This is a genomic window from Nocardioides terrae (assembly GCF_900112345.1).
GTDB lineage: Bacteria > Actinomycetota > Actinomycetes > Propionibacteriales > Nocardioidaceae > Nocardioides > Nocardioides terrae.
Genome location: NZ_FOLB01000003.1, coordinates 1 through 26178, shown reverse-complemented (window position 1 = coordinate 26178; position 26178 = coordinate 1). Strand labels below are relative to the sequence as shown.

The 26178-nt window shown below is 72.0% G+C and carries 25 protein-coding genes and 4 tRNA genes; 16 read left to right on the top strand and 13 right to left on the bottom strand.

All coding sequences use genetic code 11. The features are described from left to right. Positions 1–20: 20 nt before the first annotated feature. Positions 21–1250, top strand: a complete 1230-nt coding sequence (locus BM236_RS04905; RefSeq protein ID WP_091120912.1) for a serine/threonine-protein kinase — start codon at positions 21–23, stop codon at positions 1248–1250. On the opposite strand, the gene BM236_RS04900 is transcribed toward BM236_RS04905, so the two are convergent. The 3 genes from BM236_RS04900 to BM236_RS04890 form a co-directional block, all read right to left on the bottom strand. Further along, entirely contained in the window at positions 1251–1931 is a 681-nt protein-coding gene (locus tag BM236_RS04900; protein WP_091120911.1) for a TetR/AcrR family transcriptional regulator, read from the bottom strand. Between the two features lie 48 nt (positions 1932–1979). Next, positions 1980–3557, bottom strand: coding sequence for a glycerophosphodiester phosphodiesterase (locus tag BM236_RS04895; protein ID WP_091120908.1), 1578 nt, complete (start codon positions 3555–3557; stop codon positions 1980–1982). An 83-nt stretch (positions 3558–3640) separates the two neighbouring features. Then, positions 3641–5152 (bottom strand): ATP-dependent DNA ligase, encoded by a 1512-nt coding sequence (locus BM236_RS04890; protein ID WP_091120906.1) that lies wholly within the window; start codon positions 5150–5152, stop codon positions 3641–3643. A 95-nt stretch (positions 5153–5247) separates the two neighbouring features. Here BM236_RS04890 and BM236_RS04885 point away from each other — a divergent pair, with 95 nt between their 5' ends. Then, positions 5248–6171, top strand: a complete 924-nt coding sequence (locus tag BM236_RS04885) for a DNA-3-methyladenine glycosylase family protein (RefSeq protein ID WP_245750142.1) — start codon at positions 5248–5250, stop codon at positions 6169–6171. A 58-nt stretch (positions 6172–6229) separates the two neighbouring features. Here the strand turns inward: BM236_RS04885 and BM236_RS04880 are convergent, their stop codons facing one another. Continuing rightward, positions 6230–7492, bottom strand: a complete 1263-nt coding sequence (locus BM236_RS04880; protein ID WP_245750141.1) for a phospholipase D-like domain-containing protein — start codon at positions 7490–7492, stop codon at positions 6230–6232. Positions 7493–7551: 59 nt separating this feature from the next. Between BM236_RS04880 and uvrB the strand changes: the two genes are divergently transcribed. Continuing rightward, positions 7552–9690 carry an excinuclease ABC subunit UvrB gene (gene uvrB / locus BM236_RS04875; RefSeq protein WP_091120904.1) on the top strand — a complete coding sequence of 713 codons (2139 nt, stop codon included), beginning with the start codon at positions 7552–7554 and terminating at the stop codon, positions 9688–9690. On the opposite strand, the gene BM236_RS04870 is transcribed toward uvrB, so the two are convergent. Together BM236_RS04870 and BM236_RS04865 are read right to left on the bottom strand one after the other, a co-directional pair. After that, positions 9650–10786, bottom strand: coding sequence for a flavin-containing monooxygenase (locus BM236_RS04870; protein ID WP_091120902.1), 1137 nt, complete (start codon positions 10784–10786; stop codon positions 9650–9652). The genes uvrB and BM236_RS04870 overlap by 41 nt on opposite strands. Before the next feature lie 88 nt (positions 10787–10874). After that, on the bottom strand, positions 10875–12479 hold the full coding sequence (locus BM236_RS04865; protein ID WP_091120899.1) for a LuxR C-terminal-related transcriptional regulator: 1605 nt from the start codon (positions 12477–12479) through the stop codon (positions 10875–10877). Between the two features lie 64 nt (positions 12480–12543). Between BM236_RS04865 and BM236_RS04860 the strand changes: the two genes are divergently transcribed. Further along, complete coding sequence (locus BM236_RS04860) at positions 12544–13833, top strand: MFS transporter (protein WP_245750140.1); 1290 nt, start codon at positions 12544–12546, stop codon at positions 13831–13833. Between the two features lie 18 nt (positions 13834–13851). Here the strand turns inward: BM236_RS04860 and BM236_RS04855 are convergent, their stop codons facing one another. Together BM236_RS04855 and BM236_RS04850 are read right to left on the bottom strand one after the other, a co-directional pair. After that, on the bottom strand, positions 13852–14907 hold the full coding sequence (locus BM236_RS04855) for an AbrB family transcriptional regulator (protein ID WP_091120895.1): 1056 nt from the start codon (positions 14905–14907) through the stop codon (positions 13852–13854). Between the two features lie 75 nt (positions 14908–14982). Continuing rightward, positions 14983–15642: an ion channel gene (locus BM236_RS04850; protein ID WP_091120893.1), complete on the bottom strand. Its 660-nt coding sequence runs from the start codon at positions 15640–15642 to the stop codon at positions 14983–14985. 62 nt (positions 15643–15704) lie between these two features. Between BM236_RS04850 and BM236_RS04845 the strand changes: the two genes are divergently transcribed. The 4 genes from BM236_RS04845 to BM236_RS04830 all read left to right on the top strand — a co-directional run bounded on the left by BM236_RS04845 (position 15705) and on the right by BM236_RS04830 (position 19835). Continuing rightward, on the top strand, positions 15705–16694 hold the full coding sequence (locus BM236_RS04845; RefSeq protein WP_091120891.1) for an NAD(P)/FAD-dependent oxidoreductase: 990 nt from the start codon (positions 15705–15707) through the stop codon (positions 16692–16694). A gap of 81 nt (positions 16695–16775) precedes the next feature. Further along, positions 16776–18026, top strand: coding sequence for a glycosyltransferase family 4 protein (locus tag BM236_RS04840; RefSeq protein ID WP_091120888.1), 1251 nt, complete (start codon positions 16776–16778; stop codon positions 18024–18026). Next, entirely contained in the window at positions 18013–18732 is a 720-nt protein-coding gene (locus BM236_RS04835) for a class I SAM-dependent methyltransferase (protein ID WP_091120886.1), read from the top strand. Before BM236_RS04840 ends, BM236_RS04835 begins: the two co-directional genes overlap by 14 nt. Beyond that, the gene (locus BM236_RS04830; protein WP_091120884.1) at positions 18729–19835 is read left to right on the top strand and encodes a prenyltransferase/squalene oxidase repeat-containing protein; all 1107 of its coding nucleotides are present in this window, start codon (positions 18729–18731) and stop codon (positions 19833–19835) included. The genes BM236_RS04835 and BM236_RS04830 overlap by 4 nt, the downstream gene beginning before the upstream one ends. 3 nt (positions 19836–19838) lie before the next feature. On the opposite strand, the gene BM236_RS04825 is transcribed toward BM236_RS04830, so the two are convergent. Both BM236_RS04825 and BM236_RS04820 read right to left on the bottom strand, forming a co-directional pair. Next, entirely contained in the window at positions 19839–20249 is a 411-nt protein-coding gene (locus tag BM236_RS04825; protein WP_091120882.1) for a DUF1707 SHOCT-like domain-containing protein, read from the bottom strand. A 65-nt stretch (positions 20250–20314) separates the two neighbouring features. Continuing rightward, positions 20315–20956 (bottom strand): class I SAM-dependent methyltransferase, encoded by a 642-nt coding sequence (locus BM236_RS04820; protein WP_245750139.1) that lies wholly within the window; start codon positions 20954–20956, stop codon positions 20315–20317. Between the two features lie 25 nt (positions 20957–20981). Between BM236_RS04820 and BM236_RS04815 the strand changes: the two genes are divergently transcribed. The 3 genes from BM236_RS04815 to BM236_RS04805 are packed head-to-tail and all read left to right on the top strand — an operon-like array spanning position 20982 to position 22755. Next, positions 20982–21509, top strand: coding sequence for a 2'-5' RNA ligase family protein (locus BM236_RS04815; protein ID WP_091120878.1), 528 nt, complete (start codon positions 20982–20984; stop codon positions 21507–21509). Then, positions 21506–22033 (top strand): bifunctional adenosylcobinamide kinase/adenosylcobinamide-phosphate guanylyltransferase, encoded by a 528-nt coding sequence (cobU, locus tag BM236_RS04810; protein ID WP_091120876.1) that lies wholly within the window; start codon positions 21506–21508, stop codon positions 22031–22033. The genes BM236_RS04815 and cobU overlap by 4 nt, the downstream gene beginning before the upstream one ends. A gap of 59 nt (positions 22034–22092) precedes the next feature. Further along, on the top strand, positions 22093–22755 hold the full coding sequence (locus BM236_RS04805) for a hypothetical protein (RefSeq protein ID WP_091120874.1): 663 nt from the start codon (positions 22093–22095) through the stop codon (positions 22753–22755). Between the two features lie 53 nt (positions 22756–22808). On the opposite strand, the gene BM236_RS04800 is transcribed toward BM236_RS04805, so the two are convergent. Then, positions 22809–22880: transfer RNA gene (locus BM236_RS04800), tRNA-Val, on the bottom strand. Between the two features lie 206 nt (positions 22881–23086). Here BM236_RS04800 and BM236_RS04795 point away from each other — a divergent pair. Further along, positions 23087–23530: an SsgA family sporulation/cell division regulator gene (locus tag BM236_RS04795; protein ID WP_245750138.1), complete on the top strand. Its 444-nt coding sequence runs from the start codon at positions 23087–23089 to the stop codon at positions 23528–23530. Between the two features lie 18 nt (positions 23531–23548). Here BM236_RS04795 and BM236_RS04790 read toward each other — a convergent pair whose 3' ends face one another. Then, complete coding sequence (locus tag BM236_RS04790) at positions 23549–24364, bottom strand: aminotransferase class IV (protein WP_091120869.1); 816 nt, start codon at positions 24362–24364, stop codon at positions 23549–23551. Positions 24365–24524: 160 nt separating this feature from the next. Between BM236_RS04790 and BM236_RS04785 the strand changes: the two genes are divergently transcribed. From BM236_RS04785 to BM236_RS04775, 3 genes are all read left to right on the top strand, one after another. Continuing rightward, positions 24525–24597, top strand: a tRNA-Gly gene (locus BM236_RS04785). 20 nt (positions 24598–24617) lie between these two features. Beyond that, positions 24618–24691: transfer RNA gene (locus BM236_RS04780), tRNA-Cys, on the top strand. Between the two features lie 23 nt (positions 24692–24714). Beyond that, a tRNA-Val gene (locus tag BM236_RS04775) sits at positions 24715–24786 on the top strand. A gap of 91 nt (positions 24787–24877) precedes the next feature. Here BM236_RS04775 and BM236_RS04770 read toward each other — a convergent pair. Further along, a complete protein-coding gene (locus tag BM236_RS04770) occupies positions 24878–25090 on the bottom strand; it encodes a helix-turn-helix domain-containing protein (protein WP_091120867.1) in 213 nt (70 codons plus the stop codon). A gap of 836 nt (positions 25091–25926) precedes the next feature. Between BM236_RS04770 and BM236_RS04765 the strand changes: the two genes are divergently transcribed. Further along, on the top strand, positions 25927–26178 hold a 252-nt coding region (locus BM236_RS04765), incomplete at its 3' end, for a transposase (RefSeq protein ID WP_217645233.1).

The window sequence follows — 26178 nt, the reverse complement described above, 5'->3', positions numbered from 1 at the left end:
CTGGGGGTACCAGCGGCCGCGTGAGGGACGTCGAGGGTGCGGTGGTCGCCGGCCGATACGAGCTGGGCGAGCAGATCGGCGCCGGCGGCTCCGGGACGGTCTTCCGCGCCCACGACCGCGTGCTCGACCGCGTCGTCGCCGTGAAGACGATGCGGCCGGGTGCCGACGCCGACGCGCATGCGCGGCTGCGGATCGAGGCACGCCTCGCCGGGCTGCTCGCACACCCGGGCATCGCCCGGGTGCACGACTTCGGCGAGGAGGAGATCGGCGGGCAGGTCGCGCCGTACCTCGTCATGGAGTACGTCGACGGCGCGTCGCTGCGCGACGTGCTGCACGACCAGGCACCGATGGCGCCCGACCGGGTCATGGGCATCGTCGCGCAGCTCGCCGACGCGCTCGCCGTGGCCCATGCCGTCGGGATCGTCCACCGCGACGTGAAGCCGAGCAACATCCTGGTGCGACCCAGCGGAACCGTCGCGCTCATCGACTTCGGCATCGCCCGGAGCCAGGACATCGACCCGGTCACGCTCACCGGAACGATCGTCGGCACCGTCGACTACATCAGCCCCGAACAGGCCGGTGGCGCCGGCGCGACGCCGCTCTCGGACCTCTATGCGCTCGGTCTGGTGGCCTACGAGTGCCTGACCGGCGAGCGTCCGCTCCGGCGGGACACCCAGGTCGCGACGGTGCTGGCGCACGTCAACGAGGACGTCCCGGCTCTCCCGCGGACGTTCCCTGAGCCGGTGCGTGACCTCGTGCACCGGCTCACCGCCCGCGACCCGCGCCGGCGACCGGCCGATGCGGCCACCGCGGCCCGGCTCGCCCGCGCCGCGATCGGCGCGACGGTCTCCCTCGCCGAGCCCGGGCCGGAGCACCGGCGGCGGCGCTGGCTGGCGGCGGCCGTCGTGGCCGCGGTGGCCGTGCTGGGCGTCTGCCTGGTCGTCGGTGACGGCGGACCGGGCCCGGCGCCGGCAGCGGCGGGGGCGAACACGTCGTCCCGGGCGGGTGCGGCAGTGGGGGCGGCGCTCGCGTCCACGGCCGCGACCACGGAGGCGGCGTCGGTGAGCGCCCCGGCGTCAGCGCCCGTCGCGACTCCGACGGCGCCGCTCGCCGTACCGGCGCCACGGGGCGTCACCCACCATGCGCGCCGCCACGTCCGCGTGCGCCACGCGACTCGATCGGCCCATGCGAAGAGCCATCACCGGCCGCAGACCCACGGCAAGGGGAAGGGTCACGGCAAGCGGCACTGATCAGCGGGTGACCGCCAGCGCCGCGGTCACCAGGTGGTCGCGGACCTGCTCGACCGAGACCTCGCCGACGCGCGGGACGCCCGGCGCGGCCTCGGTGACGAGGATGCCGACCCGGGCGAGCTGGAGCGTGCCGAGTCCGCTCGCGTAGAGCGTGTTGGCCAGCAGCGAGGGGTCGGCGACGGCGAAGTCGCCGGACGCGTTGCCGTCCTCGAGGATCGTCACCAGGATCGAGAGGCAGCCGGTGATGGCGCGGCCGAGCCGCAGCAGCGCGCTCTCGGAGATCTCGTCGAGCAGCTCGGTCCAGTTCCGGCGCATGAGGGCGAGGGCGCAGTCGGTGAAGGCCGGGTGCGCGACGCCGTACTCCACGAAGGCGCCGACGGCTGCGCTGAGCCGGTCCCGCGGCTCCGTCCGCCCTTCCTGCGCGGCCGCGAGCTGCTCGCGCAGCTCGTCGAGGTAGCCCACCAGCGTCAGGGCGAAGATCTCCTCCTTGCCCGTGAAGTGCCGGTAGACGATCGCACGGTTGATGCCGACCGCCCGGGCGATGTCCTCGATCTGCGCGTCACGCACGCCGCGCTCGTCGAAGAGCTGCCGGGTGGCCGCGATGATCTCGGCCTCCCGGGCCCGCCGCCGCGCAGCGGCGGCGGACCGGCGACCGTCGGTCTCGGGTGCGCGGGTGGTCATGCATCCCAGGGTACGACGTGTGTAACTGTCAGTTGCAGAACCGGCCGGTCACTCGGTGCCGGTGAGCTGCTCCCGGGCGGGCTTGGAGGCGTCGGTGACCAGGTTGTCGACGCCGCGGGCATCGAGCTCGAGCCAGCGGTCCCGGTCGTTGACGGTCCAGACGAAGACCTGCTGGTGGGCGGCGTGGACGAGGTTGATGTTCGCCTGGGTGGCCAGGTCGTCGCGGAGGAAGATGCCCATGGTCGTCCGGTCGGTGCGCGGGGCCACCTCGCCCGGCTCGTCGGCGACCATGGCGACCTCGGCGCCCGGGCGCTGGGCGTTGAGCGCGGCGACGACGGCGTCGTTGAAGGTGTTGAACACGGCCCGGTCGGTGTGGACGGCGGGGTCGGCGGGCAGGAGCTCCTGGTAGCCGGGTCCGGCGTGCGCGGTGTCGTAGGCCTTGATCGCGTCGTAGAGCTCGATCGCCTCGGTCGGGGTGGCGTGCTTCGGCTCGACGAGGAGCTGGGTGTCTGTCGCGCTGCTACCGACGAGCAGGTCGAGCGTCTGCTCCAGGGTGGGAACCCGCGTCCCCGCCCACTTGGAGCTCTTCCACGACCCGGCGTCGAGCTTCTTGATCTCGCAGAGCGTGAAGAGGCCCACGAGCGGCCGACCCTGGGCGTCGTACTTGGTCGGGTTGGTGGCCCGCGGGAAGGCCGACTCCACGTTGGTGGTGCGGGCGAGGTCGGCGTCGTGGAGGGCGACCCAGTAGGACTTGCCCGCCACCGTCGCCGTCCCGTCGTCGCAGGTCTGGTCGACGGGGGTGGGCGCGGTCTTCTGGAAGTCGGTCTCGAGCCAGTCGGCGGGAGCCGAGGGAGCCGACTGGTCGAGTGCGCCGGTGTACGCCGCCAGCGTGTTCTCCGGGTAGTAGCCGGAGTAGCCGCGGTGCGCCGCGACCTTCATCCGCTTGGCCGGCAGGATGTAGAGGGTGGTCGGCGGGCCGGCCACTGCCGCGGCTCCGTGGTAGGCGGCCGCGACCGCACGCAGCTGGACGACGCCCGATGCCGGCGGCGTGTAGCTGAAGGCGGCGTGGCCGGCGCCGTCCTGCGCAAGGCCGGCCAGCGAGCGCCAACCCGACCCGTCGTTGATCTCGAGGGCCGCGCCGCGACCCGGCCGGGCCGGCGCGAACGCGAGCGAGACGGCGAGCGGCGTCGCGATCCGCACCGAGCGGGCGGCCGAGACGCTCGCGGTCTGGACGGCGGTGTTGAGGCGCATGCTGCCGGTGAGCCGGCGCTGGTAGCGCTTGCCGTCCCTGTTGACCGGCGGAGCCGTCACGCGCCAGCGGGAGGACGGGCCCGGCGTGGCCACGCGGAAGTGGTAGTGCCCGTGCCGCGCACCCGCGGTCGCTCGGGACACCGTGTGCCACCCGCCGCCGTAGAGGCGCTGCAGGCGGACCGTGCGGACCACGCTGCGGCCGAGGTTGCCGCTGATGGTGACCGGCTCGTTCCCGATCGGCAGCGCGCCGGACACGTGCGGCGCCCGGACGTGCACGATCTTGGCCGAGGCCGGAGATGCTCCGGCGACCAGTCCGGCCCCGGCGAGGGGTACCAGGGCGAGGGTGAACAGGGCCGCGAGAGGTCGACGAGGCATGCAGGCACCCTAGGTGAGTTCTCGCTAAAGTAAAGAAAGCGCGCCGTGAAGGGGTCAGGTGTCCTGGGTGAACAGCGCCGGGGTCAGCCGCCGAGCATCGCCTGGACGGTGCCGATCGTGTCGACCTCGTGCGGTGGCTTGTCGTCGCGGTAGCGCAGGACCCGCGCGAACCGCAGGGCGACGCCGCCGGGGTAGGTCGTCGACCGCTGCACCCCGTCGAGCGCGATCTCCACGACCTGCTCGGGCCGCACCGGGACGACCCAGCCGTCGGTGCCGTCGACAGCGAGCTCGGTGAACCGCTCGGTCTGCCAGCGCAGCATCTCGTCGGTCATGCCCTTGAACGTCTTGCCGAGCATGACGAAGCCGCCGGTCTCGGGGTCGCGCGCGCCGAGGTGGATGTTGGAGAGCCAGCCGCGACGGCGGCCGGAGCCCCACTCGACGGCCAGCACGACGAGGTCGAGGGTGTGCACCGGCTTGACCTTGATCCAACCCGCGCCGCGCCGGCCGGCCTCCCACGGAGCGGCCAGGCTCTTCACGACGACGCCCTCGTGCCCTGACTCCAGCACGCGCGCGGCGAACGCCGCCGCCTCGTCGGCGTCCTCGGTCATGACCCGGGCGACCCGATGAGGCTCGGGGACCAGAGCGTCGAGGGCGGCGAGCCGCTCGGCCAGCGGCTGGTCGAGCAGGTCGCGCCCGTCGAGGTGCAGCAGGTCGAAGAAGTACGCCGACACGTGGGTGCCGACGCCGGTGCGGGTCGCCGTGCGCGAGGCGGTCTCCTGGAACGGCCGCGGCCGACCGTCGTCGCCGATCGAGATCGCCTCGCCGTCGAGCACGAGCCGCTCGGCCGGCAGCGATCGGACCAGGTCGACCACCTGGGGGAGCCGGCCGGTGATGTCGTCGAGCGTCCGGGTCGCGACGACCACCTCGTCACCGTCCCGGTGGACCTGGATCCTGATGCCGTCGAGCTTGGTGTCCACGGCGACCCGCCCGCCCACCTTGGCGACCGCCTCGGCCACGGTCGGCGCGCTCGAGGCCAGCATCGGCAGCACCGGTCGGCCCACCTCGAGCCCGACCTCGGCGAGGGCGTCCGACCCGGCGAAGGCACGGGCGGCGACGGCCACCGTGGAGCCGGCCAGCATCGCTGCACGCCGGACGTCGGCGAGGGGGACACCCGCAGCAAGAGCGAGCGCCTCCTGGACCAGCGAGTCGAGCGCACCCTGGCGCACCTCGCCGGTGACGACGCCGCGCAGCCAGCCCTGCTCGTCAGGGGTCGCCCGGCGGAAGAGCTCGCCCACGGCCGCGGTGCGAGCAGCAGCGGACCCGGGCCCGCTCAGCGCCTGCATCCGCCGGAAGGCCGCGTCGACCTCCAGCACGGTGAGCGACGGCTCGGCGGCCGCCGCGGGCAGCGTCGCCAGCGAGCGCCAGCCGAGGCCGGTCCGGCGCTGCCGCAGCGAACCGGCGAGGTAGGACGTCACCACCTCGAGCTCGGCCGGATCGGCCTGGGCCAGACGCTCCGCGATCGCGGCCGTCTTGGCCTTGCGCGAGCGCGTCGCCGCGACGGCAGCGGAGGTGGCGACCAGGTCGGCGAGCAGCATGGGAACAGTGAACACCGCGGCACCGACGGCCCCGGACCACCCGGCGCGAGCCGGACGACTCGGTCGACGTCGGCGCCGTGCCGTACCGTCGCATCGTGACCGAGCCCAGCCTCACGCAGACCTGGTGGCTGGCCCACCCGGTCCCGCTGGGCCGGATGCTGCTCGGCCGCCGGCGCGGCGCCGGCGACCCGACGTACCGCTTGGAAGGTGTGGGGGACCGGGCGCGCCACTGGCGCGGCCTGCGGACGCCAGACGGCCCGGCCGCGCTCGTGCTGCACCAGGACCGCGACGGCCTCGTGCACGGCGAGGCGTGGGGCCCCGGCGCGCGGTGGGCGCTCGACTCCGTGCCCCGCCTCCTCGGTCAGCTCGACGACCCGAGCGGGTTCGTCCCCGACCACCCCGTGCTCGCCGAGGCGGCGCGGGTCGTGGGGGAGGTGCGGCTCGGCGGCGGCGGGCTGGTGATGGAGGCGATGGTGCCGGCGATCATCGAGCAGAAGGTCACCGGGCAGGAGGCGTTCGCCGGTTTCCGTCGCCTGGTCCGAAGGTACGGCGAGCGGGCGCCCGGCCCGCACGAGACGCTGTTCGTCCAGCCGGCGCCGGAGACCCTGCGGCAGGTCCCGTCCTGGGAGTGGCTGCGGATGCCGGTCGACCCGGCCCGCTCGCGCGCCGTCGTGACCGCGGCGCGGGTGGCCGACAGCCTGGAGCGCACGATCGGGCTGCCGGGCGAGGAGGTCGAGCGCCGACTGACCAGCCTCCCCGGCATCGGCGTGTGGACCGCGGCCGAGGTGCGCCAGCGCGCCCACGGCGACCCCGACGCGGTCAGCTTCGGCGACTACCACATCGCCAAGGACGTCGGCTGGGCGATCGAGGGCCGCCCGTGGGACGACGACGAGATGGCCGCGTTCCTCGAGCGGTTCCGCCCGCACCGCGGTCGCGTGGTCGCGCTGCTCGGCATCATCGGCGCCCGCCGGCCCCGCCGCGGACCGCGGATGGCGCCGCGCGTCCACCTGCCGCGCTGACCGGCGCTGACCCGCGCTGACCAGCGCTGACCAGCGCTGACCGGCGACGGAACGAGAGCTACAGCAGCGGACGCAGCGGCCGCAGCACGAACTCGGTGAACTTGCGGTGGATGTCGCGCGCCTCCCACTCGGCGCGGGTCATCTCGAGCGAGTTGGAGGAGTCCAGCTCGAAGATCTCCTCCTGCACCTTCGCGAGCGCCTCGTCGATGATCTCGACGTTGATCTCGTAGTTGAAGGTCAGGCTGAGCCGGTCGATGTTGGCCGTGCCGATGGTCACCCACGTGCCGTCGACGGTCGCCGCCTTGGCGTGGATCATCGCGCCGCTGAACCGGAAGATCCGCACCCCTGCCTCGAGCAGCTGGGAGAAGTAGCCGCGCGAGATCCAGTCGGTGACGATGTGGTTGGACTTGAGCGGCACCAGGATGCGGACGTCGACCCCGCGTCCCGCCGCTTCCTTGAGCGCGTCGACGAAGTCCTGGTCGGGCGTGAAGTAGGCGGTCGTCAGGTAGATGTTGCTCGTCGCCCGCGCGATCGCCTCGAGGTACATCGACCGGATCGGGAACATCCACAGGCGCGGCACGTTGCGGTGGAACCGGATCCGCGGCTCCCACACCGACGGCGTCTCCAGCAGCAGCGGGCGGGCGCTGTCGCGGAACCGCTTGCGCCGGTTGAGGTTCCAGAAGTCGGCGAACGCCCGCTCCAGGTCCCACACGCCGGGGCCGGTGATCCGCAGGTGGGTGTCGCGCCACTCGGTGGCGTAGGTCGACCCGATGTTGTAGCCGCCGACGAAGCCGACCGTGTCGTCGACGACGAGGATCTTGCGGTGGTCCCGGCCGTAGCGCGAGAAGTCGAAGAACCGCCAGCCGGCCGGGTAGACGGGGAAGCGCAGCAGCTTGACCGACGGCGGGAACTGCATGAACCGCGGCGCCACGACGAGGTTGGCGAAGCTGTCGACGATCACGTAGACGTCCACGCCCCGCTCGGCGGCGGCGATGAGGGTCCGCTTGAACCGCTCGCCTACGGCGTCGGCCTTCCAGATGTAGGTCTCCAGCAGGACCTGTCGCTCGGCCTTCTCGATGGCGGCGATCATGTCGTCGTACAGGTCCTGCCCGAACGTGTACGTCGTCAGCTCGCCGTCGCCGACGGCGATGGTGCGCGGCCGGGTGGTCGGGAAGGGCTTGGGCCGGCGACCGCGGCGGCGGTAGGAGTCGACCAGCGACATCACGATCGCGAGGACGATCGGGATCCCGAACATGGCCAGCAGCGTCCGCCGCAGCACGGTGACGAGCCGGTCGACCGTGAAGGGGGAGGGCCGTCGCACGGTGACAGGCTAGCGGCACACGCGCAGGACTGTCGGCGGCCCCACGTAGGCTCGACGCCATGCGACCTGTGACTGATCTCGAGCGGCGTGTCGCGCCCTTCAAGGTGGTCTCCGACTTCCAGCCGAGCGGCGACCAGCCCGCGGCGATCAAGGAGATCTCGCGGCGGATCGAGGCTGGTGAGAAGGACATCGTCCTGCTCGGCGCGACCGGCACCGGCAAGACCGCGACGGTCGCCTGGGTCGCCGAGCAGGTCCAGCGCCCGGTGCTCGTCCTGCAGCCCAACAAGACGCTCGCCGCTCAGTTCGCCAACGAGCTGCGCCAGCTCTACCCCGACAACGCGGTGGAGTACTTCGTCTCCTACTACGACTACTACCAGCCCGAGGCCTACGTCCCGCAGACTGACACCTACATCGAGAAGGACTCCTCGATCAACGAGGAGGTCGAGCGGCTGCGGCACTCCGCGACCAACAGCCTGCTCACCCGCCGCGACGTCATCGTGGTGTCGACCGTGTCCTGCATCTACGGTCTCGGCACGCCGCAGGAGTACGTCGACCGGATGCTGCGGCTGCGGGTCGGGGAGGAGCACGACCGCGACTCGATCCTGCGTCGCCTCGTCGAGATCCAGTACACCCGCAACGACATGTCCTTCACGCGCGGCACGTTCCGCGTCCGCGGCGACACCCTCGAGATCTTCCCGGTCTACGAGGAGCACGCCGTGCGGGTGGAGTTCTTCGGCGACGAGATCGAGCGGCTGATGACGCTGCACGCCGTCACCGGCGAGGTGCTCACCGAGGACGAGGAGCTCCACGTCTTCCCGGCGACCCACTACGTCGCCGGCCCGGAGCGGATGGAGCGGGCGATCAAGGGCATCGAGCTCGAGCTCGAGGACCAGCTCGCCAACTTCGAGAAGCAGGGCAAGCTGCTCGAGGCCCAGCGGCTGCGCATGCGCACGACCTACGACGTCGAGATGATGCGGCAGGTCGGGTCGTGCTCGGGCATCGAGAACTACTCCATGCACATCGACGGCCGCCCGCGCGGCAGCGCGCCCAACTGCCTCCTCGACTACTTCCCCGAGGACTTCATCCTCGTCATCGACGAGTCCCACGTGACCGTGCCTCAGGTCGGCGGCATGTACGAGGGCGACATGTCCCGCAAGCGCAACCTGGTCGACTTCGGCTTCCGGCTGCCGAGCGCGATGGACAACCGGCCGCTGCGGTGGGAGGAGTTCCTCGACCGGATCGGGCAGACCATCTACCTCTCCGCGACGCCGGGCGACTACGAGCTCGACAAGGTCGGCGGCTCCGCCGCGCCGCACGTCGTGGAGCAGATCATCCGACCGACCGGCCTGATCGACCCCGAGGTCGTGGTCAAGCCGACCAAGGGCCAGATCGACGACCTCATCCACGAGATCAAGCTGCGCACCGACCGCAACGAGCGGGTCCTCGTCACGACGCTGACCAAGAAGATGTCGGAGGACCTCACCGACTACCTCCTCGACGCCGGCATCCGCACCCGCTACCTCCACTCCGAGGTCGACACGTTGCGCCGCATCGAGCTGCTCCGCGAGCTGCGGATGGGGGAGTACGACGTGCTCGTCGGCATCAACCTGCTCCGTGAGGGCCTCGACCTCCCGGAGGTGTCGCTGGTGAGCATCCTCGACGCCGACAAGGAGGGCTTCCTGCGCTCGGACAAGTCGCTCATCCAGACGATCGGCCGAGCGGCCCGCAACGTCTCCGGCCAGGTGCACATGTACGCCGACCGGATCACCCGCTCGATGGAGGCGGCGATCGACGAGACCAACCGGCGCCGGGCCAAGCAGATCGCCTACAACCAGGCCAACGGCATCGACCCGCAGCCGCTGCGCAAGAAGATCGCCGACATCACCGAGATGCTGGCCCGCGAGGACGAGAACACCCAGGCGCTGCTGGAGACCTGGGCCGGCACCGAGGCGAAGGGCCGAGCGGGCGGCGTACGCAAGAAGTCGCCGACGCCGGTGCTCGGCGACGCCGCCGCCGAGGCCCGCGAGCACGGACTCGTCGGGCTGCCCAGCGCCGACCTCGCCCAGCTCATCCAGGAGCTGACCGACCAGATGAGGAACGCCGCCGCCGAGCTGCAGTTCGAGGTCGCTGCGCGCCTGCGCGACGAGATCGGCGACCTCAAGAAGGAGCTGCGGCAGATGATGGAGGCGACCAAGTGAGCCTCGGCGACGAAGTGCCCCGCACGTACCCCGCGATGTGCGCGGCGATCCGCTCGGCGTCCCGGCCGACGCCACCGATGAGCATCGAGTAGAAGCCCCGCTGGAACAGCAGGCCCATGAAGTAGAGCCCGGGCAGGTCACGCATGACACCGTTGACGTCGGTGGGCCAGCCGTCCGGCCCGGTGACGGACATGCGGAGCACGGAGAAGTCCTGCCGGTAGCCGGTGCACCACAGCACGTTGGCCGCCTCGACCACCGTGCCGTCCTCGAGCGTGGGGAGCCCATCGGTCGTCGCCGTCGTGTGCGCGGGCAGGTGGCGCACCCCGGCCGCCCGGAGGTGCTTGGACTTCACCCGCACGAGAGGGGCGGCGCCGTTGCGGACCTTGGGCTGCGCACGGCGGCCGACCGGGGTGGCTGTGGTGAGGACGTGGTTCCAGACGAACCACAGGACCGGGAAGATGCGGCGGAACCCCAAGGTGCCGATGTCGACCGGGACCTCCTTCCGGATCGGCCCGGACAGCCAGGTCTCATGGCCGGCAGCGGCGGCCTCCAGCGCCAGATCTGCGCCGGACTGACCGGCGCCGACGATCAGGACCGGGCCGGGGAGGAGCTGGTCAGGGGCCCGGTACTGGCTGGCATGGAGCTGGCGGATGCCGGGATCGAGGGCTCCTGCCACCTCGGGCACCCGAGGGTTGCGCTCGCCGCCCGTCGCGATCACGACGGCGTCGGCCAGGAGGACCGTGTCGCCGCAGTCGACACGGAAGCCGCCGTCCTCGCGGCGTTCGACCGAGGTCACGGTCGTCCCGAGGAGGAGGTCCATCCCCTCGGCGTACGCCTCGAGGTAGTCGGCCATGTCGCGACCTCTGGGGTATGACCACTTGGGCGCCGGGAAGGGGCGTCCGGGCAGGCCGTCGCGGTAGGCGGGCGAGTTGAGCAGCAGCGAGTCGTAGCGCTCCCGCCACTGGTCTCCCACACGGGCGTGCCCGTCGACGAGCACGCACTCGACGCCGAGGCGCCGCAGGTGGTGGGCGGTGGCGAGGCCGGATTGGCCGGCTCCGACGATGACGGTCTGAACGTGTCGGGTGTCGATATCCATGAGGGGACGCTAGGAGCGGCGGGTCACCCACCGCGTCGGCCGGGATGCCCATTGCGGCCACGGGCCCGATGGTTCGAATTGTGCAGGGTCACCCGACCAGCCCGTGGTCGTAGGCGTAGGCGGTGGCGGCGGAGCGGGAGGAGATGGCGAGCTTGGTGTAGATGTTCGCGAGATGGCGAGCGACGGTCTTCTCGCTGAGCACCAGCGTCTCGGCCACCGCCTTGTTGGAGCGGCCCGAGGCGATCAGCCGGATGACCTCGACCTCGCGGGCGGTCAGACCGTCCGGGCGGCTCTCCTCACCGCGCAGCGCCGCTGCGTCGGCCGCCGCACCGAGCGACTCGAAGACGGCCCGGGCGGCGTCGCGCTCGAAGGCCGCGGCCTCGGGGTCACCGAGGAGGTCGAGGGCCCGGGCGATCTGGGGGCGCACCCGTGCAGCGAGGTAGGGGAGCCCGAGCTCGGTGAAGACGTGGACAGCCTTGCGCAAGCAGGTGAGCGCGAGCGCCGGCTGGTCGTCGGCGAGCACGACCGCGCCCTGGAGCGCGGCCGCACGCCCGGTGAGCACCGGCGAGTCCAGCCGCCCGGCCAGTGCGGCCAGCTCCTCCACCGCCTCCCGGGCGGCGTCGAGGTCGCCGACGGCGGTCATCACCTCGGCGTGCGCGACCAGGACGTCGGGCCGGTCGAGGCGGCCTGGCTCCCCCATCAGCCGGCGGGTCCCGGCAGCGGCCACCTCGGCCCGGCCCTGGGCGAGCCGGAGCAGGGCGAGCCCGGGCTCGGGCTGGCGGCCCGCGGTGTTCGCCCGACGGTAGGCGTCCTCGGCCGCCGTGAAGTCACCGCGCATCCGCTGCAGCTCGCCGAGGTGGTACCACGCGTCGCCCTGGGGTGGCCCGACCAGCGCGGCGCAGGCCATCCGACCCTGGGCGTCGGCCGCCGGCCACGCCCCCTCGAGGGTGAGCACCTGGGTGCGGTGGACGAGGCACTGGCCGCGGTAGGGCACCAGGCCCGACTGTGTCTCGCACCAGCCGGCGAGCGCGGTCGTCCACTGCGCGGCGCGTTGGACGTCATGCAGGGCCAGGCAGGCCGCGAGGACCGCGCAGTAGGCCAGACCGGCGACCGTGGGCGTCAGCTCGTCGGCCTCGACGGTCGCCATCGCCTCGTCGAGCCGAGGGATCGCCTCAGCGCCGCGACCGAGCCGGATGAGCGCCATGCTCGCCCCCAGCAGCCCCAGGACGTGCAGGTCCGGCGCGTCGAGCCGACGACCTGATGCCACTGCCTGCGTCGCGAGCGCGAGAGCCTCCTCCGACCTCCCCGTCTCGACGAGGTGGCGCGCCTCGACGGTGGCCGGCAACGCGGCCACCGCCTCATCCACGTCGTGCTCCTCGGCGATCGTGCAGGCGCGTGCGAGCCAGCCCGCGGCGCGGGCGTGCTCTCCGGCGATGTAGAGCGTCCACGCGTGCCAGAACGCCGTCTCCGCGGCGGCCGTCCACTGGCGCTGGGCCAGCGCGGCACGGTGCCCACGCGCGAGAACGTCCAGGCTCCGGACGGGGTCTCCGGTGAGGAACAGTGCGACGGCGAGCCGGCGCAGGTCCGACAGCTCGAGCGCGGACTCCTGCTCGGCCTCGGAGAGGGCTGCGACGCACGTCGGCCACAGGCGGGCGTCGTACGCCCGGCGCCCCTCCTCGACCGGCTCGGCCATGGTCGCGAGACTACGCCCGGACGCGCCGCCGAGTGAGGCGCGTCACCGGCGTACCCTCGCGGGAGTGAGTGAGACCGTCGGACGGCGTGCCTGGCTGGTGTGGGGGATCGCCATCGCGGCCTACTTCCTCGCCGTCTTCAACCGCTCCTCGCTCGCGGTCGCCGGCCTGGTTGCGGCGGACCGGTTCGGGATCTCGGCCGCGCAGCTGGCGACGTTCACCACGCTCCAGCTGATCGTCTACGCCGCCATGCAGGTCCCCGTCGGAATCCTGGTCGACCGGTTCGGGCCGCGCACGGTCATGCTGACCGGGACGCTGGTGATGGCGGTCGCGCAGAGCGGCTTCGCGTTCGCCGAGAGCTATTCGCTGGCGCTCGTCGCGCGCATCGGCGTGGGCATCGGCGACTCGATGATCTTCATCTGCCTGCTGCGGATCATCGCCGCCTGGTTCCCGCTGCGGCGGATCCCGCTGATGACGACCCTGTGCGGCACGGTCGGCCAGCTCGGCGCGATCGTCGCGGCCATCCCGATGACGTGGGCGCTGAGCAACCTCGGCTGGACGAAGGCCTACGTCGGCGCGTCGCTGGCCGGCCCCGTCGTGGCGCTGGTCGGGCTCTTCCTGCTGCACGACGCACCCGGCCGGCCGAACGTGCGCGGCGTCAGCCAGACCCTCGGCGAGATCCTGCGCGGCCTCGGTGAGTCGTGGCGCCACCCAGGCACCCGGCTCGGCTTCTGGATCCACTTCGCGACCCCCTTCAGCGCCAACGCGCTCGGCCTGCTCTGGGGGCTGCCGTTCTTCGTCCGCGGGGAGGGGCGCACGGACCACGAGGCCGGCCTGCTGCTGACCCTGATGACGCTCACGGTCATGTTCGTCGGGCCGCTGCTCGGCTGGGCGATCGGCCGCGAGCCGTGGCACCGCTCGACCCTGAGCCTGTGGGTGATCGGTGGCGAGGTCGTCGTCTGGACCGCCGTGCTGCTGTGGCCGGGCGACGCACCGCTCGGCCTGATCGCGCTGCTGGTGATCGTGGTCGGCACGGGCGGGCCGGCGTCGATGATCGGCTTCGACGTCGCGCGGACGGTCAACCCCGGCCACCGGCTCGCGAGCGCCAGCGGCATCGTCAACCAGGGCGGCTTCATCGCGACCCTGCTCCTGGTGCTCGCCATCGGCTGGGTCCTCGACTGGCGCACCCCGGGCAGCGGTTCGGCCTACACCCCCGACGCGTTCGGCTGGGCGATGTCGCTGCAATACCTGCTCTGGGCCGTCGGCCTGGCGCAGATCGTGCGCTACCGCCGCCGCACCCGAGCCGTCATCTCCCGCTCGTCGCTCGTCACGACGGCGCGTACGCCGGAGGCGTGACCGGTCCGGTCGACCGGCTCAGTCCCGCACCCCGCGGCCGAGCATCCGGGCCAGCAGCGGCGTGAAGGCCAGGATCACCAGGAGCCGGACCAGCTGGACCGCCATGACGTAGGTGGTGTCGGACCCGGAGTCTGCCGCGGTGGCGAGCACGGCGAAGAGCCCGCCCGGCGTGGTCGCGAGGTAGGCGGTCAGCCCGTCCACCGGGGTGAGCAGCGCGAGCAGCGACCCCATCAGGGCGGTCGCGACGATCATGCCGACCATGAGCAGGACGACGACCGGCAGCATCCGGGTGATCGAGGCGACGCTCGACCGGGTGAACCGCAGCCCGACCTGGACGCCGATCAGCGCGTAGGCCAGCCACTGCAGCGGCACGGGCACCTCGACCGTGCCCAGCCAGCCCGACGACGCCAGCACCGCACCCACGGCCAGCGGTGCGAGCAGGATCGAGCTGGTGATCGGGATCAGCCGGGCCAGGGCGACGCCGACGACCAGTGTCGCGACGACGTACGCGAGGTCGGGGCCGAGGTGCGTCTGCTCCGTCCCGAGCGTCCCGACCCCGTGCTCGGGGTGGAAGACGACGGTGGTGATGAGCGGCATCATCAGCAGGACGAGCAGGACCCGGAGGTACTGCACGACCGTGACCACCCGGTCGTCCGCGCCGAGGTCACGCGCGAGCGCCACCACGCCGGAGGCGCCGCCGGCGATCATCGCGAACGCGCCGGTCACGCGGGAGACGTCGCGGCGCAGCGCCAGCAGGGCGCCGGCCGCGAGGCTGATCAGCGTCGTGCCGACCGTGACGAGCCCGATCGCCACCGCCTGGTGGCCCATGGCGCGCAGCGCGTCGAGGCTGACGGAGGAGCCGACGATCACGCCGACCAACGCCTGGCCGAGGCGGAAGGAGGACGGCGGCAGCCGCAGGTCGGTCTCGGAGGTCAACGCATGGACGATGCCGCCGAGCAGGGAGCCGAACATGACCGCCGACGGCAGGCCGGCGAGCTGGAAGACGACGCTCGCGACGACGGTGACGCCCAGCACCAGTGCGAGACCCTGCGCCCGCGTCCGTTCGCCGCCCATCGGACGTCGATGCTAGCCGCCGTCGATCCCGCCGCCGATCCCGCCGCCGATCCCGCCGCCGAGCCGGCCGAGCGGTCAGGCCCGCGGCCGGCCGGCGAGGCCGACGATGCGGGCGATCACCAGGCCGATGTAGAAGACGCCGACGACCATCTCGACCATCACCACCGAGCGGGCGTGGCCCAGGCTCGGCACCAGGTCGGACAGGCCGGTGTTGCTCATCGTGCTGAAGGACAGGAAGAGCAGCTCGTACCAGTCGCGGTGCGGGCCGAACGAGCCCGGCCAGACGACCTGGACGCCTGCGTAGAGATAGGCGAAGCCCCACGCGACGACCGTGAACGCGGCGCCGGTCGCGAAGATCTCGTCGCGGGTGATCCGGTCGTCGTCGAAGAGGTAGCGGATCATCGCGTAGGAGACGAAGCCGTAGAACGGCACGTGGAAGATCGCCGAGGTCAGCACGACCCAGTCGGACCCGGGGGAGACCGCCTCCCAGACGGCGAAGACCGTCGCCGGCGCGCCGAGCAGGAGCGCCACCCAGGTCAGCGCGGGGGTGAGGCGTACGGCGGCCACGGCGCTGAGCACCACGAGGAGCTGGATGACGCCGAGGGACGCGCGGCCCGGTGTCGATCCGTCGAGGAACGGCCAGCTCAGCACCACCACCAGCTGGCCGGCCAGCAGGATCGCCGACGGGTGGGCGCGCAGGACCTGCCCGGCGTGCCTCGTCCTGGACTGCTCCACGCGGCCAACCCTAGATCCCCAGCCCCTTGAGCCGCGGACGCGGGAACGGCAGGATCGCGAAGGTGACCGCCTCCGATCGGCCTGGCCCCCACGTCGACACCGATCTGCTCGTGGTCGGAGCCGGACCGACCGGCCTGTTCGCCGCCTACTACGCCGGGTTCCGCGGCCTCCGGGTGGCGGTGGCCGACTCGCTGCCGGAGCTGGGCGGCCAGATCACCGCGATGTATCCGGAGAAGGCCATCTTCGACGTCGCGGGCTTCCCGTCGATCAGGGGCCGCGAGCTGGTGGAGGCGCTCGTCGAGCAGGCCGCGTCGGCCGAGCCGACGTACCTGCTGGGGCGCACCGCGACCAGCCTCGACCACCGCGAGGACGAGCTGCGGGTCGGGTTCGACGACGGCGGCGTCGTGGTCGCCAAGGCGCTGCTCGTGACGGCGGGGATCGGCAAGTTCACGCCGCGCCCGCTGCCGGCCGGCGACGGCTGGCTGGGGTGCGGGCTGGAGTTCTTCGTGCCCTCCTTCGCGCCGTACGCCGGCAAGGACGTCGTCATCGTCGGCGGCGGCGACACCGCCTTCGACTGGGCGCAGCACCTCGAGCCGGTCGCGGCCTCGGTCACGCTGGTGCACCGCCGTGACGCGTTCCGCGCCCACGAGCGGACCGTCGCGGCCGTCCGCGCGGCCGGCGTCGAGATCATCACCCACGCCGAGGTGACCGCCCTGCGCGGCGACCCGGTGGTCGAGGAGGTCGACCTGTCCGTGGCCGGCGAGCCGGTGACCCGCAAGGCGCAGGCGGTGATCGCCGCGCTCGGGTTCGTGGCCGACCTCGGGCCGCTGCAGGAGTGGGGGATGGAGACGTCGAAGCGGCACATCGTCGTCGACCACGCGATGCACACCAGTGTGCCGCGGGTCTTCGCTGCCGGGGACGTCACCGACTATCCGGGCAAGGTGCGGCTGATCGCGGTCGGCTTCGGCGAGGCCGCCACCGCCGTGAACAACGCCGCCGCGGTGATCGACCCGGCGGCGCACGTCTTCCCCGGACACTCCAGCGAGGCGTGACAGCGCCGCAGCTACGCTTGGCCGCGCTGGCTACCTGCTAGTAGACAACCCGTTCTCGTTCGGGGCCGTGAAAGGGTCGACATGCGGATCGCGCTGCTGTCCTACCGCAGCAAGCCCCACGTGGGTGGCCAGGGGATCTATGTCCAGCGGCTGAGCCGGGCGCTCGTCGAGCAGGGGCACACCGTCGAGGTCTTCTCCGGTCAGCCCTACCCCGAGCTCGACGACGGGGTCGCCCTCACCAAGGTCCCGAGCCTCGACCTCTACCGGCCCGGCGACGAGTTCCGGAACCCCCGGCCGAGCGAGTTCCGCGACCTGGTCGACGTCGAGGAGTGGCTGCGCATGCGCAGCGGCGCGTTCCCGGAGCCGCTCACCTTCGCCCGCCGGGTGGTCAGGCTCCTGCGCGACCGCGTCGACGACTTCGACGTCGTCCTCGACAACCAGACGCTCGCCACGCCGCTGCTGGAGGTGGAGCGGCTCGGCCTCCCGCTGGCCTCGGTCATCCACCACCCGATCACCATGGACCGGCGCATCGAGCTCCGGGCGGCGCCCTGGGTCATGAAGAAGCTGGGCGTGTGGCGCTGGTACAGCTTCCTGCGGATGCAGAAGAGGGTCGCGCCGCGGATGCGGGCGGTGATCACCCCGTCGGAGTCGTCGCGCCACGACGTCGTGCGCGAGTTCGGCGTGGACCAGGCCCGGATCACCACCGTCCTGCTCGGCGTCGACGACCGGTTCACCCCGCCGGCCGGACCGCGGGTCCCGGGTCGGCTGCTCGCGATGGCGAGCGCCGACGCGCCGCTGAAGGGCATCTCCGTCCTGCTCGAGGCCTTCGCCAAGCTCGTCACCGAGCGCGACCTCGAGCTCGTGCTCGTGACCAAGCCCAAGCCGGGCGGGGTCACCGAGCGGCTCATCGACCGGCTGGGCATCGCGGACCGGGTCCGCTTCGCCAGCGGCCTCACCGATGAGGAGCTGGTCACCCTGATGGGGTCGGCCGAGCTGGCCTGCGTGCCGTCGCTCTACGAGGGCTTCTCGCTGCCCACTGCCGAGCTGATGGCCTGCGAGACGCCGCTGGTGGTGTCCCGGGCCGGCGCGATCCCCGAGGTGGTCGGCCCCGACGGGCTCTGCGCCGACGTCGTCGAGCCCGGCGACGTCGGTGCGCTGGGCGCCGCGATCGCCGCGCTGCTCGACGACCCCGAGCGACGGGCCGCCATGGGGAAGGCGGGCCGGCTGCGGGTCCGCGAGCTGTTCAGCTGGAGCGCGGTGGCCGAGCAGACCGCCGCCGTACTCGAAGACCTCATTTCCGACTCCCAGGAGGCCACCCGTGCTCACCGTTGACTTCGACCGCCTGGGGGTGCAGCCCGGTGAGCGGCTGCTCGACATGGGCGCCGGCGCCGGACGGCACGCGTTCGAGGCCTACCGCCGGGGCGCCGACGTGATCGCCTTGGACCAGGACACCGACGAGCTGGGGAAGGTGCGCGAGTGGTTCGCCGCGATGAAGGACGCCGGCGAGGTCCCCGCGGGCGCGGAGGCCGACGTCAAGGAGGGCGACGCCCTGGCGCTGCCCTTCGGCGACGGTGAGTTCGACCGCATCATCGCCGCCGAGGTGCTCGAGCACATCCCGGCCGACATCCAGGCGATCGCCGAGCTGGTCCGCGTGCTGCGGCCGGGCGGCACGCTCGCGGTGAGCGTCCCGCGCTGGTTCCCGGAGATCGTCAACTGGAAGCTGTCGGAGGAGTACCACAACAACCCCGGCGGCCACATCCGGATCTACACCGAGGAGGAGCTGCGCGACAAGGTCGTCAAGGCCGGCCTCGTCTTCGACGGCAAGGACTACGCGCACGGCCTGCACTCGCCGTACTGGTGGATCAAGTGCGCGGTCGGCGTCCGCAACGACGACCACCCGCTCGCCAAGGCGTACCACAAGCTCCTCGTCTGGGAGATCATGAAGAACCCCAAGGCGCTCCAGCTCGCCGGCAAGGTGCTCGACCCGCTCATCGGCAAGAGCATGGTCCTCTACTTCCACAAGCCGGACGCTTCGTGACGCAGCAGGTGGCGGTGCCGTACGTCGACGGCGTGCTGTCCGCGGAGCAGGTCGCCCGCACGGCCGCCTCGATCGCGGCCGTGCAGGAGCCGTCCGGTGCGATCCCGTGGACGACCGGCGGGCACGTCGACGTCTGGAACCACGTCGAGGCGGCGATGGCGCTGCTCGTCGGCGGCGAGGTCGAGGCCGCCGAGCGGGCACTGCGCTGGGTGCCGACCCTGCAGAAGCCGGACGGCTCGTGGCCGATGAAGATCGTGGCCGGCGAGGTCGAGGATGACCGCGGTGAGACCAACATGTCGGCGTACCTCGCCGTCGGCCTGTGGCACCACTGGCTGGTGCGGCGCGACCTCGGCCTCGTGCACGAGCTGTGGCCCTCCGTCCGTGCCGGGCTGGACTGGGTCGTCTCGCTGCAGCAGCCGTTCGGCGGGATCGCCTGGACGCCCGTCGACGACTTCTGCCTGCTGACCGGCTGCTCGTCGATCCACCACTCGCTGCGCGCGGGCGTGGCGCTCGCCGACCTGGTGGACGAGCCGCAGCCCGACTGGGAGCTCGCGGGCGGGCGGCTGGGTCATGCGATCAGGCGGCACGCCGACCTGTTCGCCGACAAGTCGACGTACTCGATGGATTGGTACTACCCGGTCCTCGGCGGCGCCGTGCTCGGCGAGGACGGTCGTGACCTGATCGCCTCGAAGTGGGACCGGTTCGTGGTGCCGGGGCTGGGCGCGCGCTGCGTCCACACCAACCCGTGGGTCACCGGGGCGGAGACGTCCGAGCTCGCGATGGCGCTGGACAACGTCGGCGAGCACGAGCGGGCGCTCGGGCTGCTGCGCGAGATGCAGCACCTGCGCCACGAGAACGGCTCCTACTGGACCGGCTGGGTCTTCGAGGAGCCCGGCTACGCCAACGACAACCCCGACGTCTACTGGCCCCAGGAGCAGACGACCTTCACCGCCGCTGCGGTGGTGCTCGCGGTGGACGCGCTGGGGGAGCGGTACGGCGGCTGCACGCCCGGCTCCGGGATCATGCGCGGGACCTCGCTGGCGCCGGCGTTCCCCGAGCTGGCGCTGGAGTGCGGCTGCGCGTCGGTGGCGCAGGAGCGCTGAGCGTCAGGGCGTGGCGCGGGACCAGCGCCACACGCAGTACAGCGGCGTGCCGGTGAGCGCGAGGAAGATCATGCCCATGACGCGGGTGGTCATGTCGCCGCCGAACAGCACGAACAGCCCGCTGAGCAGCACGAACGGTGAGAACAGCACGGTCGCGAGCCACAGCACGACGGTCCGCGCCGGGTGTCGCCTCGTCGCGAGCTCGAGGCCGCCGAGGCCGGCGAGGACCTGGTCGAGGTCGCCGTAGGTGCGGGCGGCGAGCGCCCGACTCGTGCGCTCGTCGAGCTCGGCGGTCGCGAGCCGGCCCTGCGCGAACGCCTCGGAGAGCTGTTGGACGGCCCGGTCGCGGTCGGCGTCGGAGGCGAGGGTGGCGTCGCGCGGCTCCACACCGCTGGAGCCCGTCCATCCCGACATGTGCCCAGGCTAGGCAGCCGCCCCGATGCTTGTCCCGCGATCGCTCGACAGCGTCGACTCACGCCTCAGCGCCGCCGCAGCACCCGCATCGAGCCGAGCGCCTCGACCTCCTCGAAGTCGCCGCTGGCCAAGGCCGGCAGGTAGATCTGCTCGTACGGCGGCCGGCCGCCGTCCTCCGGATCGGGGAAGACGTCGTGGATCATCAGGAGCCCGCCCGGCATGACGTGGCGAGCCCAGCCGGCGTAGTCGTCGCGCGCGGGCTGCTCGCCGTGGCCGCCGTCGATGAAGAGCAGCGACAGCGGCGTCGCCCACCAGCGGCTGACCGTGGTGCTCCGCCCGACGATGGCGACGACCACGTCCTCGAGCCCGGCGCGCTGGATCGTGCGCCGGAAGACCGGCAGCGTGTCCATCAGCCCGGTCTCCGGGTCGACCAGGGTCGGGTCGTGGTGCTCCCAGCCGGCCTGGTTCTCCTCGGAGCCACGGTGGTGGTCGACGGTGAAGACGGTCCCGCCGGCCTCCCGCGCCGCCGCGCCGAGATAGACGGCCGACTTGCCGCAGTAGGTGCCGACCTCGAGCGCCGGGCCGTGGGGGAGTCGCTGGACGGCGTACCGGAACAGGAGCTCGCCCTCTTCCGGCGGCATGAATCCGGTCGCGGCCAGGGCGTGGCTCAGCAGATCGGGGGGCAGGTCGGCGGGCGTCTGCGTCACGAGAGGTGACCCTAGGCTGTCGTCCATGGGTCGGGAGCAGGGGCACAGCGTGCTCGTCGTGCCCGTGCCGCAGCTGGAGCCGTACGTCGTCGAGCGGACCCGTCACTACGACGACTCGTTCCTCTCCGCCGACCCGTCGTTCGTGCACGCGCACATCACGCTGCTGGCGCCGTGGCTGGCTGAGCCGAGCGACGACGACCTGGACCGGGTGGCCAAGCTGGCCGCCGCGACCGGGCCGTTCGACTTCGTGCTGGCCGAGCTCGACGTCTTCGCCGGCGGCACCATCCACCTCACGCCGCAGCCCGCCCCGCCGTTCGCGGCGCTGACCGCCGAGCTGGTCGCGGCCTTCCCGCAGTGCGCGCCCTACGACGGCGCCTTCGAGCCGGTCCCGCACCTCACGCTCGACCACCTGCTCGGCGGCGTGACGGTGGAGGAGACGCGCGTCGCGCTCGGTGACCTCGTGCCCGCGCGGTGCCGGGCCGACCGGATCAGCCTGCAGTGGTACGCCAACCACGGCTGCCGCACGCTCGCCGAGTGGGGGCTGGGCGGATGAGGGCGCTGGTCACCGGGGGAGTGCGGTCCGGCAAGTCACGGCACGCGGAGTCGCTGCTGCCGCCCGATGCCGCGGTCGCGTACGTCGCCCCGGGACCGTCGCCCGTTGCCGACGACGCTGACTGGGCCGCCCGCGTGGCGGCCCACCGCGCCGCGCGGCCGGCGCACTGGACGACCCACGAGACGACCGACGTGGCCACTGTGATCGCGGCGGCCGTCGGCCCCGTGCTGGTGGACTGCCTGGGCACGTGGCTCACGGCGACCATCGACGCGGCTGGGCTCTGGGAGGCGCCGTCGGCGGAGGTCGCCGCGGTCGTGGATGAGGAGCTGGCGCGCCTCGGCGCGGCCGTCGCGAGCGCGCGGCACGACGTGGTGCTGGTGACCAACGAGGTCGGCCTCGGGGTGGTGCCGGCGTACCGCTCCGGGCGGCTGTTCCGCGACCTGCTCGGCACCGTCAACCAGCAGGTGGCGGCGGTCTGCGACGAGGTCCACCTCGTGATCGCCGGGCGGGTCCTGCGGCTCTGAGGCCCCGGATGCGGAGTGTTCGCCGCCGCGGAGCCCGGTGAGTCACTAGGGTCCGCGTCATGCCCACCTCCCTGCGCGCCAGCGCCGCGCGCACCCTCGGGGTCCTGTCCTGCGTCGTCGGCGTGGCCCTGACCAGCACCCCGGCCGCCTCCGCCGCCTCGAAGACGGTCCGCGACACGACCGACGACGTCTACTCGCTCACCGCCGAGACGCCGACGAAGGTCGCCGGCCCGAACGGCGACATCGTCTCCGTCACGACTTCGCACGGCGCGAAGAACGTCCGGATCAGGATCCAGGCCCGCCACCTGTCGCTCGAGCAGGCGGTCATGATCGCGAAGGTGAGGACGGGGCCGACCGGGCCGACGTACTTCTTCAACGGCACCGCCGACATCGGCATGCGGATGGCGGTGATGACCCGCGGGGAGGCCGACATCGTCGCCTGCCCGGGGCTGTGGATGCGGTTCCGCCCGGCCAAGGGCCTCGTGATGGCGGTGATCCCGCGCCGCTGCCTCGGCGCCCCGCGCTGGGCCCAGGCCGGTGCCGCCCTGATCACGACCCCGTCGATGGTCGCCACTATGGCGGACGACGACTTCGATCCGATGACCGACGAGGCCGAGGCCGACGGCACCATCGACATCGCCGACGTCGGCGCGGTCGACGCCGGCCAGGTCTCCGCGGCCACGCCGGCGCTGCCGCTCGGGCCCCGGGTGCGCCTCGGCTGACGGAGCGAAAGAGCCCCCTGACCTGCGTCTCCGCAGGTCAGGGGGCTGTGTTGTGGGTGATACTGGGTTCGAACCAGTGACCTCTTCGGTGTGAACGAAGCGCGCTACCACTGCGCCAATCACCCATCGTTCGCGTCATCGGTGGGACCGGTGATGCGGTCGGTAACACTAGCGCATCGCCGCGCGGGACTCACATTCCGGCCGGTCTTGGGTACCGCTGTCCTGTGCCGCGCCACTCAAGGACGAAAACTGGTGACTTTCCGCCCGGATCCTCCGGGCTTCCGTCTCGTTATCAGAGCGAGGGCGAAACCAACAAGGGGGATCAGTAGAGATGACGCAGCAGCCGATACACCGCACCGACAGTGGTCTGACCCGGCCGGTGATGCTCTCCTGCATCGACCCGTGGGGCCGCGTCGTCGACGTGCCGACGACGCTCGGCTACCGCCCGGACGACCCCTACGCCGTCTCGCTGGTCTTCCACTCCGCCTCCGGTGACGTCGAGTGGGTCGTGTCGCGCACCTTGCTGCTGCAGGGCCTCGCGGCACCGACCGGCGACGGCGACGTCAAGGTCTACCCGAGCATCGACGAGGACGCCCGCGCGGTCACGATCCTCGACTTCTGCTCGCCGGACGGCCGGCTGATCGCGCAGGCCGACTCGCTGGCGCTGCAGTCGTTCCTCGCGCGCACCTTCCAGCTCGTGCCGGTCGGCGCCGAGGACAAGCACCTCGACATGGACGGGCTCATCGCGGCGCTGCTCGGCGCTGACGCCGAGTGAACTCGCGCCCCTGCCCGCTCAGTGACCGAGGAGCTCCGGCTCCCGGTTCCGCCAGACGTCCAGCACCGCCTGCGTGACCGGGCCGGGCGCGAGCTCGCGCTCGTTCCAGCGCACGACGGCCTGCGCGTCTCGGGTGGTCGAGGCCAGGAACACCTCGCTCGCGCGGTCGACGACCTCGATCGGCTCGTCGACCTCCCGGGCGCCGTACCACTCGATGATCAGGCCGCGGGTCACCCCGGCCAGGCAGCCGCTCGCCAGCGACGGCGTGCGCAGCTCGCCGTCGACGACGTAGAACACGTTCGTGCCGGTGCCCTCGCACAGGTTGCCCGCGGTGTTGGCGAACACCGCCTCGGTCGCGCCCCGGCGCTTGGCCTCGGCGAGCGCGATCACGTTCTCGGCGTACGACGTGGTCTTGAGGCCGGCCAGCGCCCCGCGCTCGTTGCGCGGCCACGGGACGGTGATGACGGAGGTCTCGGGCGGGAAGGGCGTGAGTACGTCGGCCGTGACGATCACCGTCGGGGCGCTGTCGCCGCGCCCCGAGCCCATCGGGGCGGGTCCGCCGGTGACGGTGATCCGGATGCGGCCGAGCGGCAGTGGGTCGAGCAGGACCTCCTTGACGCCTTGGCGCAGCGCCGCGTCGTCGACCGGGCCGAGCCCGAGGCCGGCGGCCGAGCGGTGCAGCCGCTCCAGGTGCCGGTCGAGCGCGAACGGGAGCCCGTCGATCACCTTGAGCGCCTCGAAGACGCCGTCGCCGACGGTCACCCCATGGTCGTCAACGCGGAGGGCGGGGGAGGTCGGGTCGTCGAGCAGGTGTCCGTCGAGCCAGGCGCGCATGGCCCTCACTCTAGTGAGGTGGGGCTGCTGTTTCGGTCGAGGCCGGTGGGGTTGGTGAGCGTGGATCACGCCCCCGCCGACCCCGATTTGGCGGCGTCTGGGTGGTCCGCTAGTGTTCTCGTCGTTGCCAGGACAGCCCGCAAGGGCCGAACGGCAGCATGCGGACGTAGCTCAGTTGGTAGAGCACAACCTTGCCAAGGTTGGGGTCGCGAGTTCGAGTCTCGTCGTCCGCTCTGAGGTGCACAGCCTCCGCGGTGGGTTGGCCGAGAGGCGAGGCAACGGACTGCAAATCCGTGTACACGGGTTCAAATCCCGTACCCACCTCCAACCCGAACAACAATTCAAGACTTGGGCGATTGGCGCAGCGGTAGCGCGCTTCCTTGACACGGAAGAGGTCACTGGTTCAAACCCAGTATCGCCCACCGAAGAAAAGGGCCTCTGACCTGCGGAAACGCAAGTCGGAGGCCCTTCTCGTTGGACCTTGCATCGGATATGCATCGGATGTACCTGGGCTCACTCGCCGGTCCGGGCGCTCGGGATCCGGTGGCCGGTGGCCTCGAGGTCGTTGAAGCGGACCCGGATCGAGCGGGGTCCGAAGCGGTACGCCGGCAAGGTGCCGGCCGAGATCCGACGGCGGAGCGTCTTCACGGACTGGCCGACGATCTCGGCGGCGTCGGTGAGCGACAGGTACGGGTTCGTGGCCGTGTCGGCGGGTGCCTTGCGCATGATCTGGGTCTTCCGTTTGAGGGGTGGTCGTACTGCATAGGTGCACACGGCAGGCCAAGCGAGGCCACCCGCGTCCTCTGTTCGTGGCCGCTGCAGCAGATCGGCGCTACTCGGGCGTCAGCACCCGCGATGTCGAGTCGGCGGCGCCCCGGGATGTCCACATCGGTCTGCAGTACCGACCTGTCGGCAACGGCGAGGTGGCTTGGTTCGACCACCCGGCCACGGTCAAGCAAGTGGTCGACGCTCTCACGGCGATTCATGGCCGGGCGGGAGTAGGCCTCCCGAAGTCGACTCAACGCATTTGCGCGTGAGGATTGCACCCGACTGGGTGCGCGACTATGTCGGCTCCAGAAGATCGTCGCGCAGCTCGAACGGACGCGCGTGGCAGGCGAACCCGTTGTCGGTGTCGTGTGGTCCACCTACTCGAAGGCGGCGACGCGGGCCAGCAGGACGTTGCGGTTGAGGCAGGCTACGAAGCTGTCGAACGGGCCAATGACCTGCTTGCAGGTCTGGTCGGTGAACCGCTGACGTAGGTGGGCATCAATAGGTGCTGCCAACGGCCAAGCTCAGCCCCCTAGGAACGACCTACAATCTGGGCGCGTTCCGATGTGACGGTCGATGGATAAGAGCGGCCTGGATCTCGGCGCGGCTCCAGCGTCCGTCGGGCTGATCGGTGCCAGGCAGTGGGACGGACGGGCGGAGTCTGTGCCGGGCGATGGCCTGCAGTCGGGCGTGCGTTGCTGCAGTGACGGGCACGTAGGTCTCCTGCGGGTCTGCCCCGAGTTTGGTTGACACCTGACCTCTGAGGTTTCGGCCTCAGGCGGAAGGATGTCCCCGTGGCAAAGCCCTACCCCAAGGAGTTCCGCGACGACGTCGTGGCCGTGGCCCGCAAGGGCCAGGCGCCGCTGGCACAGATCGCGAAGGACTTCGGCGTCTCCGAAGGCTCGCTGACCAACTGGTTGAAGCAGGCCGACATCGAGGACGGCAACCGTCCCGGTATCACCGAGGACGAGCGCAAGCAGCTGCGTGAAGCGAACAAGCGGATCCGACTCTTGGAGCAGGAGAACGAGGTCCTCCGCCGTGCGGCC